Origin of the sequence: Enterobacter sp. MGH85 (assembly GCF_001037655.1) — a bacterium.
GTDB lineage: Bacteria > Pseudomonadota > Gammaproteobacteria > Enterobacterales > Enterobacteriaceae > Enterobacter > Enterobacter intestinihominis.
In genome coordinates this window covers 219,223-231,725 of record NZ_KQ089925.1, presented here as the reverse complement: position 1 = coordinate 231,725, position 12,503 = coordinate 219,223, and the positions used below count along the sequence as shown (strand labels likewise).

Here is a 12,503-nt window from a genome sequence, read left to right as displayed (position 1 = left end):
TTATGACCGATTTAACTGCAAGCAGCCTGCGCGCGTTGAAACTGATGGACCTGACCACCCTGAATGATGACGACACCAATGAAAAAGTCATCGCCCTGTGCCATCAGGCAAAAACGCCAGTGGGTAATACCGCCGCCGTCTGTATCTATCCGCGCTTTATCCCGATTGCCCGCAAAACGCTGAAAGAACAGGGCACGCCGGACGTGCGCATTGCGACCGTGACTAACTTCCCGCACGGTAATGACGACATCGAGATCGCGCTGGCGGAAACCCGCGCGGCGATTGCGTACGGCGCAGACGAAGTTGACGTGGTTTTCCCGTACCGCGCGCTGATCGCCGGCAACGAGCAGGTCGGTTTTGACCTGGTGAAAGCCTGTAAAGACGCATGTGCGGCGGCAAACGTGCTGCTTAAAGTGATCATCGAAACCGGCGAGCTGAAAGAAGAGGCGCTGATTCGTAAAGCGTCTGAAATCTCTATCAAAGCGGGCGCGGATTTCATTAAAACCTCTACCGGTAAAGTGCCGGTCAACGCGACTCCGGAAAGCGCGCGCATCATGATGGAAGTTATCCGTGATATGGGCGTGTCCAAAACCGTTGGCTTCAAACCGGCAGGCGGCGTGCGTACCGCAGAAGACGCGCAGCAGTTCCTGGCGATTGCCGACGAGCTGTTCGGCGCCGACTGGGCGGACTCCCGCCACTACCGCTTCGGCGCGTCCAGCCTGCTGGCCAGCCTGCTGAAAGCGCTGGGTCACGGTGACGGTAAGAGCGCAAGCAGCTACTAAGTTTGAATTGCCGGGTGGCCTACGCTAACCCGGCCTACAGGATCGTAGGGCGGGTCAACATACCCGCCGCCATTCACCCGATTCCGCATGGAGGTTACCGTGTTTCTCGCACAAGAAATTATTCGTAAAAAACGTGATGGTCATGCATTAAGCGACGAAGAGATCCGCTTCTTTATCAACGGCATTCGTGATAACACCATCTCTGAAGGGCAGATTGCGGCTCTGGCGATGACCATTTTCTTCCACGATATGTCGATGCCTGAGCGCGTGTCCCTGACCATGGCGATGCGAGATTCAGGAACCGTTCTGGACTGGAAAAGCCTTAACCTCAACGGCCCGATTGTGGACAAACACTCCACCGGCGGCGTGGGCGACGTGACCTCCCTGATGCTTGGCCCGATGGTGGCAGCCTGCGGCGGTTACATCCCGATGATTTCCGGGCGCGGCCTGGGTCATACCGGCGGTACGCTCGACAAACTGGAAGCCATTCCGGGCTTCGATATCTTCCCGGATGACAACCGCTTCCGCGACATTATTAAAGACGTTGGCGTGGCGATTATCGGCCAGACCAGCTCTCTTGCGCCAGCAGACAAGCGTTTCTACGCGACGCGTGACATTACCGCGACCGTAGACTCCATCCCGCTGATCACCGCCTCTATCCTCGCCAAAAAGCTGGCGGAAGGGCTGGACGCACTGGTGATGGATGTGAAAGTGGGCAGCGGCGCGTTTATGCCGACCTATGAACTCTCTGAGGCGCTGGCTGAAGCGATCGTTGGCGTTTCCAACGGCGCGGGCGTGCGCACCACCGCACTGCTGACGGACATGAACCAGGTGCTGGCGTCCAGCGCCGGTAACGCCGTTGAAGTCCGCGAGGCCGTGCAGTTCCTCACAGGCGAATACCGTAACCCGCGCCTGTTCGATGTCACCATGGCGCTGTGCGTTGAGATGCTCATCTCCGGCAAGCTGGCCAAAGACGACGCTGACGCGCGCGCGAAGCTTCAGGCTGTGCTGGACAACGGCAAAGCGGCGGAGATCTTTGGTCGGATGGTGGCGGCGCAGAAAGGCCCGACCGACTTCGTGGAAAACTACGCGAAATACCTGCCCACCGCGATGCTCAGCAAAGCGGTCTATGCGGACAGTGAAGGCTTTGTCTCGGCTATGGATACCCGCGCGCTCGGCATGGCGGTCGTGTCTATGGGCGGCGGTCGTCGTCAGGCATCGGACACCATTGATTACAGCGTCGGCTTTACCGATATGGCCCGTCTGGGCGACAGCGTTGACGGCCAACGTCCGCTGGCGGTGATCCACGCGAAAGACGAAGCCAGCTGGCAGGACGCGGCGAAAGCGGTGAAGGCGGCAATAACTCTTGACGATAAAGCACCGGAAACCACACCGACGGTCTATCGTCGTATCACTGAATAGCGGTATACTGATCTGATCGCATTTTTATGAAGCACTAAGTACGGAGAACAATTATGAAACGTGCATTTATTATGGTGCTGGACTCATTCGGCATCGGCGCAACCGAAGATGCAGAACGTTTTGGTGACGTGGGTTCCGATACCCTGGGTCACATCGCGGAAGCCTGTGCAAAAGGCGAAGCGGACAACGGTCGTAAAGGCCCTCTGAACCTGCCAAACCTGACCCGCCTCGGGCTGGTAAAAGCGCATGAAGGTTCTACCGGTAAAATCGCAGCCGGTATGGACGGAAACGCGGAAGTGGTGGGCGCCTACGCGTGGGCGCACGAGCTCTCTTCCGGTAAAGATACGCCGTCCGGTCACTGGGAAATCGCTGGCGTGCCGGTGCTGTTTGACTGGGGTTACTTCTCCGATCACGAGAACAGCTTCCCGCAGGAGCTGCTTGATAAGCTGGTGAAGCGCGCCAACCTGCCGGGCTACCTCGGCAACTGCCACTCTTCCGGTACCGTGATTCTGGATCAGCTCGGCGAAGAGCACATGAAAACCGGCAAACCGATTTTCTATACCTCTGCTGACTCTGTGTTCCAGATCGCCTGCCACGAAGAGACGTTTGGCCTGGATAAATTGTACGAGCTGTGCGAGATCGCCCGTGAAGAGCTTACCGAAGGCGGCTACAACATTGGCCGTGTTATCGCGCGTCCGTTTATCGGCGACAAAGCGGGTAACTTCCAGCGTACCGGCAACCGTCACGATCTGGCCGTGGAGCCACCGGCGCCGACCGTGCTGCAAAAACTCGTCGACGAGAAAGACGGCCAGGTCGTTTCCGTAGGTAAAATCGCGGACATCTACGCTAACTGCGGCATCACCAAAAAGGTCAAAGCGACCGGTCTGGATGCGCTGTTCGACGCCACCATCAAAGAGATGAAAGAAGCGGGCGACAAGACCATTGTCTTCACCAACTTCGTGGACTTCGACTCCTCCTGGGGTCACCGTCGCGACGTTGCCGGTTATGCCGCGGGTCTGGAGCTGTTTGACCGCCGTCTGCCAGAGCTGATGGAGCTGGTGGGGGAAGATGACATTCTGATCCTGACCGCTGACCATGGCTGTGACCCGACCTGGACCGGTACCGACCACACCCGTGAGCACATTCCGGTGCTGGTGTACGGCCCGAAAGTCAAACCGGGCTCGCTGGGTCATCGTGAAACCTTCGCGGACATCGGCCAGACGATTGCGAAATACTTTGGTACGTCTGACATGGAATATGGCAAGGCTATGTTCTAAACGGATTGGGTGAGGCCTGATGCCCTCACCCCGACCCTCTCCCACAGGGAGAGGGAGAACAGAATGTAGGCCGGGTAAGGCGCAGCCGCCACCCGGCAAAAACAACAATGTAAAAGGAACTGAAGATGGCAACTCCTCACATTAATGCAGAAATGGGTGATTTCGCTGACGTCGTATTGATGCCGGGCGACCCGCTGCGCGCGAAGCACATTGCTGAAACCTTCCTCGAAGACGTGCGTGAAGTGAACAACGTGCGTGGCATGCTGGGCTTCACCGGTACCTATAAAGGCCGCAAAATCTCCGTGATGGGTCACGGCATGGGTATCCCATCCTGCTCCATCTACACCAAAGAGCTGATCACCGATTTCGGTGTGAAGAAAATCATCCGTGTCGGCTCCTGCGGCGCGGTGCGCATGGACGTTAAGCTGCGTGACGTGGTGATCGGCATGGGCGCGTGCACCGACTCTAAAGTCAACCGCATTCGCTTTAAAGATCATGACTTTGCGGCCATCGCTGATTTTGACATGGTGCGTAACGCGGTTGACGCAGCAAAAGCGCTGGGCGTTGACGCGCGCGTGGGCAACCTGTTCTCTGCCGATCTGTTCTACTCGCCAGAAGGCGACATGTTCGACGTGATGGAAAAATACGGCATTCTGGGCGTAGAAATGGAAGCGGCCGGTATCTACGGCGTGGCGGCTGAATTCGGTGCGAAAGCGCTGACCATCTGCACCGTGTCTGACCATATCCGTACTCACGAGCAGACCACCGCTGCCGAGCGTCAGACCACCTTCAACGACATGATCAAAATCGCGCTGGAATCCGTTCTGCTGGGCGATAAAGAGTAATTCTGTCTCTTCCCTCCCTCTCCCTGTGGGCTGAGGGTTCCCCACAAATTAATGCGAGCACTGAGCAATCCCCTCGCCCCTCCGGGGAGAGGGTTAGGGTGAGGGGAACATACGGCGGTGGTGGTCATTCCGTTCACTTTATGTTCCTTGCTACTCTGTAATGACATGACCGGTGAACGTGCCAGGGTGGCTCAGTCGCCACCACCCTGGCGACCCGGGCTCCCGGCGGTAAATCGCCGCTTCGCGGTGCCCTCGGCTTATTCCTTCCGGCTTATCGGGTACGGGCGGAGGCAACGTCCCTGTAAAGCCGCCCTCTCGGCGCATCCCTGCGCCTCGCCCCGGCCTGCAGGAAACGCCTCAGCGATTTACAGCCGGACCAGGGCATCGCTGACAGCCCTCAGTCATTTAGAAAGCAACTTTATCGCTTCTGCATAAAAAAATTACTGGGGATCCCTCAGCCCTGTGGGAGAGGGTTGGGGTGAGGGCACCAGTTTGCACTTAGCGCACGGCCTGAGCAATCCACGCCGATACATCCCGCAGCTCTTTTTCCTGCTCCGGAAAATCCCCAATCAATGCATCACACTCCTGCTGCAACATATCCGCCCGATACAGACAGCCCTGTAAACGTGCGGCCAGCGCCTCCAGCGGTGCAGGATTGAGACTATCCGTAAAGACCTGCGTGCGGGTAATATGGCCCTTCTCCACGTCAAAGTGCAGCTCAACGCCGCCCCATGTAAATCGCTCATCCAGCAGGTGTGAAAACGCCGGTGCCTGACCGAAGTTCCACTCCCAGCTGCTCTGGCGCGCAAAGGTTTCCGCGAAGTTGGGCAGGTCCGGTGTTTTGTCAGGGGAGATCACTTCAGCTTCTACCCGCTCACCGTAATGTTCGAAGAAGGCTTCACGGATCGCGTCGCAAATCTGCTCATGAGTAATCCCCGGCAGCAGATCCACCAGATTCGCCACGCGACCGCGCACGGAGGTAATGCCTTTCGCCTGGAGCTTTTTCTTGTCCGGGTTCAGATAGTTTGCCAGACGGCTCAGATCGGCATTCAGCAATAATGTGCCGTGGTGGAATCCGCGATCCATCGTTTCGCGGTAGGCTGAGCCTGACACTTTCCGGTCGCCTTCAGGTGTTTTCACTACCAGATCGTTACGACCCGAGGCTTCAGCCGTCACGCCGAGCGAATTGAGCGCGTTGAGCACAATGGAGGTCGAGATGGTTTTGTCGTATTCCGGCTTGCCCGCCATAAAGGTAAAGCAGGTGTTGCCGAGATCGTGGAACACCGCACCGCCGCCGCTGCTGCGGCGCGCCAGGCGGACGTTGTCCTCTTCCATACGGCGGGTGTTACACTCTTTCCACGGATTTTGCGCGCGGCCAATAACGACCGTATCAGCGTTGCGCCAGAGAAACAGGACGCGCTGGGTGGCGGGCATCTGGCGGAAGATGCACTCTTCCACCGCGAGATTAAACCAGGGATCGTAAGAGTCAGAGATAAGCAGGCGTAACGTCGACATGGCAGAGTTCCTTTTCCGAATCATCCGCCTACTTTATCACTATTCTTTCTTCTCGCTCTCTTCCTCTTCGGGAACTGACTTGCTGGCGGTTAACAGGAACGGCGACTGCTGCCAGCGGGTGCGCTTGCCTTGCAGCAGCGTGCGCGCCAGTACCACGCCAATCGCCAGCGAGAGCAGCAGCATCAGGCGCAAAATATTGGTGGTGTTATCCACCTGTTTGGCTTCGGTTGGCAGGGTGTGGGTGTCGAGTGTCAGACGTAAATAGCCGAGTGGGCCATTCTTGCCCTGAATGGGTTCAACGATTTGTTGATTGAAATAACCGCCAGCTTTTTTGCCGTCCAGCGCCAGCCTGTCGCGCACGTCGACATGCTCACCCGCGCGGGCAATCAGGTCGCCCTGTTCATCGTACACGCCCGCATCCAGAATGCGGCTGTTTTCCGTAAGCTGGCGCAATACCTGCGCTATCCGCTTGTCATCCGGCGTTTCGGTGCGCATAGACGGCGCAACGTTGAGCGTCACCTGGCGCGCCAGCGTACGGGCCAGTTCTTCAAACTGTGGGTTACGCTGTCGTTGGTGATTCTGGCTAAACCAGGATGCCCCCTGCATAAGCGCCACTAATAGTGCGAGACAGATCAGGACAATCACGGCGCGATGAAGCCGGAATTTCAGTTTTGCGCGAGCCATATTCCACCTGCTTAAAATTTACGGCTTAATGTTGCCAGAAGTGATGGTTACAGGGTAGCCTCATGCGTTATTTTCCCTCTGGAACCTTCCGGCGCGAACGAAATTACAGGAGCTTCAATGCCGAACATTACCTGGTGCGACCTGCCAACGGATGTCTCTTTATGGCCAGGATTGCCGCTCTCTTTAAGTGGCGATGAGGTGATGCCTCTCGATTACCACGCTGGCCGTAGCGGCTGGCTGCTGTACGGACGCGGCCTGGATAAGCAACGCCTCACCCAGTATCAAACTAAACTGGGCGCAGCGATGGTCATCGTTGCGGCCTGGTGCGTGGAAGATTATCAGGTTATTCGCCTGGCGGGTTCCCTGACGCAGCGCGCCACGCGTCTGGCGCACGACGCCGGGCTGGACGTAGCCCCGCTCGGCAAGATCCCGCATCTGAAAACGCCGGGCCTGCTGGTGATGGACATGGACTCTACCGCCATTCAGATCGAATGTATCGACGAGATCGCTAAACTGGCGGGCAGCGGCGAGCTGGTGGCGGAAGTCACCGAGCGCGCGATGCGCGGCGAGCTGGATTTCACCGCTAGCCTGAGACAACGCGTGGCGACCCTGAAGGGAGCCGATGCGAACATTTTGCGTCAGGTGCGCGATGAACTGCCCCTGATGCCAGGGCTGACGCAGCTGGTGCTCAAGCTGGAGACGCTCGGCTGGAAAGTGGCGATTGCCTCCGGTGGGTTCACCTTCTTTGCCGATTACCTGCGTGACAAGCTGCGTCTGACCACCGTGGTGGCAAACGAGCTGGAGATCATGGACGGAAAACTCACCGGACAAGTGATTGGCGACATCGTGGATGCGCAGTACAAAGCCAATACGCTGACGCGTCTGGCGGAGAAATACACCATTCCGGTCGAACAGACCGTCGCCATCGGCGATGGCGCGAACGATCTGCCGATGATCAAAGTTGCCGGACTGGGTATCGCCTACCATGCCAAGCCGAAAGTGAATGAAAAGACGGAAGTCACTATCCGTCATGCTGACCTGATGGGCGTGTTCTGCATTCTCTCCGGCAGCATTAATCAAAAATAGCGGCCTGCTTTTGTAGGCCGGGTAAGCGTCAGCGCTATCCGGAGCGCAGACCGCACAGAAATAACGAGGTAAACCGTGGCGAAAGCTCCAAAACGCGCATTTGTCTGTAATGAATGTGGTGCGGATTATCCGCGCTGGCAGGGGCAATGCAGCGCCTGTCATGCCTGGAACACCATCACCGAAGTGCGTGGTGTGGCGGCTTCGCCGAGCGTGGCCCGCAATGTACGCCTGAGCGGCTATGCGGGCAATGCAGGCGTGTCGAAGGTACAAAAACTTTCGGATATCAGCCTTGAGGCGCTGCCGCGCTTCTCAACCGGATTCAAAGAATTTGACCGCGTGCTCGGCGGTGGCGTAGTGCCGGGCAGCGCTATTCTCATCGGCGGTAACCCGGGCGCGGGTAAATCCACCCTGCTGCTGCAAACGCTCTGCAAGCTCGCCGAACAGATGAAAACCCTGTACGTCACGGGCGAAGAGTCACTCCAGCAGGTGGCGATGCGCGCGCACCGCCTCGGTCTGCCGACCGGCAATCTGAATATGCTCTCGGAAACCAGCATCGAGCAGATCTGCATGATCGCCGAAGAAGAGCAGCCGAAGCTCATGGTGATCGACTCCATCCAGGTGATGCACATGGCGGACATTCAGTCGTCACCGGGGAGCGTGGCGCAGGTGCGTGAAACGGCTGCGTACTTAACGCGCTTTGCCAAAACGCGCGGCGTAGCGATAGTGATGGTGGGCCACGTCACCAAAGACGGCTCGCTGGCCGGCCCGAAAGTGCTTGAGCACTGTATCGACTGCTCGGTGATGCTCGACGGCGATGCGGATTCCCGTTTTCGTACCCTGCGCAGCCATAAAAACCGCTTCGGCGCGGTGAATGAACTGGGCGTGTTTGCCATGACCGAGCAGGGGCTGCGCGAAGTCAGCAACCCGTCGGCCATCTTCCTGAGCCGTGGCGACGAAATTACGTCCGGTAGTTCGGTGATGGTGCTGTGGGAGGGGACGCGTCCGCTGCTGGTTGAAATTCAGGCGCTGGTGGATCACTCGATGATGGGTAATCCGCGGCGCGTGGCGGTCGGTCTGGAACAGAACCGCCTGGCGATCCTGCTGGCGGTGTTGCACCGTCACGGCGGCCTGCAAATGGCGGATCAGGACGTGTTCGTCAACGTGGTTGGTGGGGTGAAGGTTACGGAAACCAGCGCGGATCTGGCGCTGTTGCTGGCGATGGTCTCCAGCCTGCGCGACAGACCGTTGCCGCAGGATCTGGTGGTATTTGGCGAAGTAGGGCTGGCGGGCGAAATTCGCCCGGTGCCGAGCGGTCAGGAGCGTATCTCCGAAGCGGCAAAACATGGCTTCCGCCGCGCAATTGTTCCGGCCGCCAACGTGCCGAAAAAAATCCCGGAAGGGATGCAGGTTTTTGGCGTTAAAAAACTCGCAGATGCGTTAAATGTCTTTGACGACTTATAATTACGTATTCGATTTTGCAGGAGGCACCGTAATTTATGTCATCATTTGACTACATCAAGACCGCTATCCGCCAGAAGGGCTGCACGTTACAGCAGGTAGCGGACGCCAGCGGCATGACCAAGGGCTACCTGAGCCAACTGCTGAACGCCAAAATCAAAAGCCCCAGCGCGCAGAAGCTGGAAGCGCTGCACCGTTTTCTGGGGCTTGAATTTCCGCGGATGCAAAAGAACATTGGCGTGGTGTTCGGTAAGTTCTACCCGCTGCATACCGGGCATATCTATCTGATCCAGCGCGCCTGTAGCCAGGTCGACGAGCTGCATATCATCATGGGTTATGATGAAACCCGCGATCGCCAGCTGTTTGAAGACAGCGCCATGTCGCAGCAGCCCACCGTGCCGGACCGCCTGCGCTGGCTGCTTCAGACCTTTAAGTATCAGAAAAATATTCGTATTCATGCCTTTAACGAAGAGGGCATGGAGCCGTACCCGCACGGCTGGGACGTGTGGAGCAACGGCATCAAAGCGTTTATGGAAGAGAAGGGCATTGCGCCTAACTGGATCTACACCTCTGAAGAGTCCGACGCGCCACAGTTCCGCGAGCATCTGGGTATCGAAACCGTGCTGATCGATCCTAAACGCACCTTTATGAACATCAGCGGGGCGCAGATCCGCGAGAACCCGTTCCGCTACTGGGACTACATTCCGACCGAGGTGAAGCCGTTCTTCGTGCGTACGGTGGCGATCCTCGGCGGCGAGTCGAGCGGGAAATCGACGCTGGTGAATAAGCTGGCGAATATCTTCAATACCACCAGTGCGTGGGAGTATGGCCGCGATTACGTCTTCTCACACCTCGGTGGTGACGAGATGGCATTACAGTATTCCGACTACGATAAAATCGCGCTTGGTCATGCCCAGTACATTGATTTTGCGGTGAAATACGCCAATAAAGTCGCGTTTATTGATACCGATTTCGTCACCACGCAGGCATTCTGTAAAAAGTACGAGGGGCGCGAGCACCCGTTTGTGCAGGCGCTGATTGATGAATACCGCTTTGATCTGGTTATCCTGCTGGAAAACAACACCCCATGGGTAGCCGACGGCATGCGCAGCCTGGGCAGCTCGGTGGACAGGCGTGAGTTCCAGACCATGCTGGTGGAGATGCTTAACGAGAACAACGTTGAGTTTGTGCATGTGGAAGAGTCGGATTACGACACCCGTTTCCTGCGCTGCGTCGAGCTGGTGAAAGAGATGATGGGTGAGCAGGGGTAAAAAACTTACCCCTCACCCTAACCCTCTCCCCAAAGGGGAGAGGGGATCGCACGGAGCTGTCTTTACCCTCTCCCCCGTGGGGAGAGGGCAGGGTGAGGGGGAACAAACCACTCAGAACTCAACCACCACTTTCCCACGCATATGCCCCTCCAGCACCATGCGGTGCGCTTCGGTAATGCTTTCCACGCTCAGCCCGTGCAGCGTTTCGCTGAGCGAGCTTTCCACCACGCCGTTATCCACCAGCTTCGCCACCTCATTTAAAATCTCGCCCTGGCGCGCCATATCCGCGGTTTGGTACATGCTGCGGGTGTACATAAATTCCCAGTGCAGGGCGGCAGATTTGGACTTCAGCTTGTCCTGGTTTAGCGGATGCGCATTTTCAACGATGGAACAAATGTGTCCCTGAGGGGCAATCAGATCGCTGACCGCATCCCAGTGCCCGTCGGTGTCGTTGAGGATAAAAATGTAATCCACAAAGGTGAGCCCCTGTTTCGCCAGTTCACCCTTCAGGTCGCGGTAATCTACGACAACGTCAGCCCCGCGATCGCGACACCATCGGGCGGAATCTTCTCGTGAGGCGGTTGCGACGATCTTCACCTTGCTGTTGTGCTTCGCAAACGGGATCGCCAGCGATCCGACTCCACCCGCGCCGCCAATTATCAGCAGCGTTTTATCTGCGTCGGCATCCTGAATCTTCAGCCGTTCAAACAGGCCTTCCCACGCGGTGAGCGCCGTCAGCGGCAGTGCTGCCGCAGAGGCCCAGCCAAGGTTTGCAGGCTTGTGCCCGACAATGCGCGCATCGATAAGCTGGTGCGTGGTATTGCTGCCCGGTCGGGTGATATCCCCCGCGTACCATACTTCGTCACCCGGTTTGAATCCGGTGACGCCAGCCCCGACGGCTTTGACGATCCCGCTGGCATCCCACCCGAGAATGCGCGGCTCCTTCAGTCCGCTTTTGGCAATGCCTGCATGTACTTTGGTATCCACCGGGTTTACGGAGACGGCTTTCACCTCCACCAGCAGATCGTACTCGCCGGGCTGCGGCATCGGCGGGGTAATTTCAACGAAGGTGGAGGGATTTTCTGGGTTAACGGCAATGGCTTTAACAGACATGATGTTCTCCTCAATGAATGCGTTGTGTTGAGGCTAGTCTATTAAGTGGTCAGTTGCATGATAAGATGGACAATCAAGAACTCAGCGTTCGTACAGGGTGAACAATCATGTTTAAACAGCTACAGGATATGGCGCTGTTTGCGCTGGTGGCTGAGATGGGCAGCTTTACTGCGGCGGCGCAGAAGGCTGAACTGCCGAAATCCAGCGTCAGCCAGCGCATTAGCCAGCTGGAGCAGCAGGTGGGGATCCGCCTGCTTAACCGCACGACGCGCAGAATAAGCCTGACGTTTGCGGGCGAGCACTATCTGGTGCACTGCCGCGAGATGCTGGCGGCCAGCGAGCGCGCGGAGTATGCCATTCAGCGGCTGCGAGAAAACCCCAGCGGACGGCTGAGGATCACCTGTCCGGCAGGGATTGGCGCGACGCTGCTGGCGCATATGAATGCCGAGTTCCAGCTTCGCTACCCTGACGTGTCGCTGGATGTATCAATTTCAGACGATGTGGTGGATCTGGTCGAGTCGGGCTTTGACGTGGCGCTGCGCACCGGCAAACCGCAGGATTCTTCCCTGATTGGTCGCATGATTGGGCACTGTCCGCGCTACATGCTGGCCTCGCCTGACTATCTGGCGCGTCGGGCGCCGTTAATCCATCCCCGACAGCTGGTGGATCACCGCTGCATTACGCACCGGGCATGGTCGGAGTGGCTTCTGCGAAGCGAGAGTGAGGATTACCGCTACCTGCCGGATAACGCCCACATGACGGATAACCTGGTGTACGCCCGAGAATGCGCCATTGCCGGGGCGGGGATCACGCTGTTACCCGCATTCCTGCTGGAAGATAAAATTGAAAAGGGCGCGCTGGTAAAGGTGCTACCGGAGTGGCGCGTTGAGGGGAACGATCTCTGGCTGGCCTATCCGAGCCGTAAGCTCAATTCGCCTGCGCTGATGAGATATATCGACTTTGCGATGCAGTTTGATGAGGTGAAGCGGTATTACGTGGGCAAATAAAAAAGCCGGGTGGCGGCTTCGCCTTACCCGGCCTACACACTGT

The 12,503-nt window shown here is 57.6% G+C and carries 11 protein-coding genes; 8 read left to right on the top strand and 3 right to left on the bottom strand.

Annotated elements, in window-relative coordinates:
- Positions 1-2 precede the first annotated feature (2 nt).
- From deoC to deoD, 4 genes are all read left to right on the top strand, one after another.
- A complete protein-coding gene (gene deoC, locus SK51_RS01005; protein WP_003856543.1) occupies positions 3-782 on the top strand; it encodes a deoxyribose-phosphate aldolase in 780 nt (259 codons plus the stop codon).
- A 99-nt stretch (positions 783-881) separates the two neighbouring features.
- Positions 882-2,204 carry a thymidine phosphorylase gene (gene deoA, locus SK51_RS01000; protein WP_023299277.1) on the top strand — a complete coding sequence of 441 codons (1,323 nt, stop codon included), beginning with the start codon at positions 882-884 and terminating at the stop codon, positions 2,202-2,204.
- A 53-nt stretch (positions 2,205-2,257) separates the two neighbouring features.
- Positions 2,258-3,481 carry a phosphopentomutase gene (gene deoB, locus SK51_RS00995; protein ID WP_022646989.1) on the top strand — a complete coding sequence of 408 codons (1,224 nt, stop codon included), beginning with the start codon at positions 2,258-2,260 and terminating at the stop codon, positions 3,479-3,481.
- Between the two features lie 125 nt (positions 3,482-3,606).
- Entirely contained in the window at positions 3,607-4,326 is a 720-nt protein-coding gene (gene deoD, locus SK51_RS00990; RefSeq protein ID WP_003856538.1) for a purine-nucleoside phosphorylase, read from the top strand.
- Positions 4,327-4,824: 498 nt separating this feature from the next.
- Here the strand turns inward: deoD and lplA are convergent, their stop codons facing one another.
- Together lplA and SK51_RS00980 are read right to left on the bottom strand one after the other, a co-directional pair.
- Positions 4,825-5,841, bottom strand: a complete 1,017-nt coding sequence (gene lplA, locus SK51_RS00985; protein WP_023305408.1) for a lipoate--protein ligase — start codon at positions 5,839-5,841, stop codon at positions 4,825-4,827.
- A 39-nt stretch (positions 5,842-5,880) separates the two neighbouring features.
- Positions 5,881-6,525 carry a YtjB family periplasmic protein gene (locus SK51_RS00980; protein ID WP_015572615.1) on the bottom strand — a complete coding sequence of 215 codons (645 nt, stop codon included), beginning with the start codon at positions 6,523-6,525 and terminating at the stop codon, positions 5,881-5,883.
- A gap of 117 nt (positions 6,526-6,642) precedes the next feature.
- Between SK51_RS00980 and serB the strand changes: the two genes are divergently transcribed.
- The 3 genes from serB to nadR all read left to right on the top strand — a co-directional run bounded on the left by serB (position 6,643) and on the right by nadR (position 10,340).
- Positions 6,643-7,611 carry a phosphoserine phosphatase gene (gene serB / locus SK51_RS00975; RefSeq protein ID WP_032676681.1) on the top strand — a complete coding sequence of 323 codons (969 nt, stop codon included), beginning with the start codon at positions 6,643-6,645 and terminating at the stop codon, positions 7,609-7,611.
- A 75-nt stretch (positions 7,612-7,686) separates the two neighbouring features.
- The gene (radA, locus tag SK51_RS00970) at positions 7,687-9,072 is read left to right on the top strand and encodes a DNA repair protein RadA (RefSeq protein WP_023305410.1); all 1,386 of its coding nucleotides are present in this window, start codon (positions 7,687-7,689) and stop codon (positions 9,070-9,072) included.
- Between the two features lie 35 nt (positions 9,073-9,107).
- Positions 9,108-10,340, top strand: coding sequence for a multifunctional transcriptional regulator/nicotinamide-nucleotide adenylyltransferase/ribosylnicotinamide kinase NadR (gene nadR / locus SK51_RS00965; RefSeq protein ID WP_003856522.1), 1,233 nt, complete (start codon positions 9,108-9,110; stop codon positions 10,338-10,340).
- 111 nt (positions 10,341-10,451) lie between these two features.
- On the opposite strand, the gene SK51_RS00960 is transcribed toward nadR, so the two are convergent.
- Complete coding sequence (locus SK51_RS00960) at positions 10,452-11,453, bottom strand: zinc-binding alcohol dehydrogenase family protein (RefSeq protein WP_032676682.1); 1,002 nt, start codon at positions 11,451-11,453, stop codon at positions 10,452-10,454.
- A 107-nt stretch (positions 11,454-11,560) separates the two neighbouring features.
- Here SK51_RS00960 and SK51_RS00955 point away from each other — a divergent pair, with 107 nt between their 5' ends.
- On the top strand, positions 11,561-12,460 hold the full coding sequence (locus tag SK51_RS00955) for a LysR family transcriptional regulator (protein WP_023305412.1): 900 nt from the start codon (positions 11,561-11,563) through the stop codon (positions 12,458-12,460).
- Positions 12,461-12,503: the final 43 nt, after the last annotated feature.